Annotated in this window: 1 protein-coding gene; it reads right to left on the reverse strand. The window is 59.5% G+C overall.

All coding sequences use genetic code 11. The features are described from left to right. Positions 1-237: autotransporter outer membrane beta-barrel domain-containing protein (locus OGW13_RS00770; protein WP_287115465.1), on the reverse strand; the 237-nt coding region annotated here is incomplete at both ends.

Here is a 237-nt window from a genome sequence, read left to right on the forward strand (position 1 = left end):
ACCGTCGGTGCTCCATTGCGCGATATCGCCGCCCAGTTGCATCACGTAGCGGTTGCTCTGGGTGCTGATCTGCCCGGAACCGTCCTTGAAGCGTTGATGTCCGCCGATGTGGCGCATCCACAGGCTGGTGACTTTCTGTTCGCCGGTAAAGACGTCAGTGTACTGGGTTTCACCCAGACGATCGTGAAGCCGGGTGGTGAACAGCGTGTTGGCGGCAAGGGTGTTCGCCAGATAGCT

The sequence above is a fragment of the Citrobacter sp. Ca225 genome (assembly GCF_030337175.1).
GTDB classification, from domain to species: Bacteria; Pseudomonadota; Gammaproteobacteria; order Enterobacterales; family Enterobacteriaceae; genus Citrobacter_A; species Citrobacter_A amalonaticus.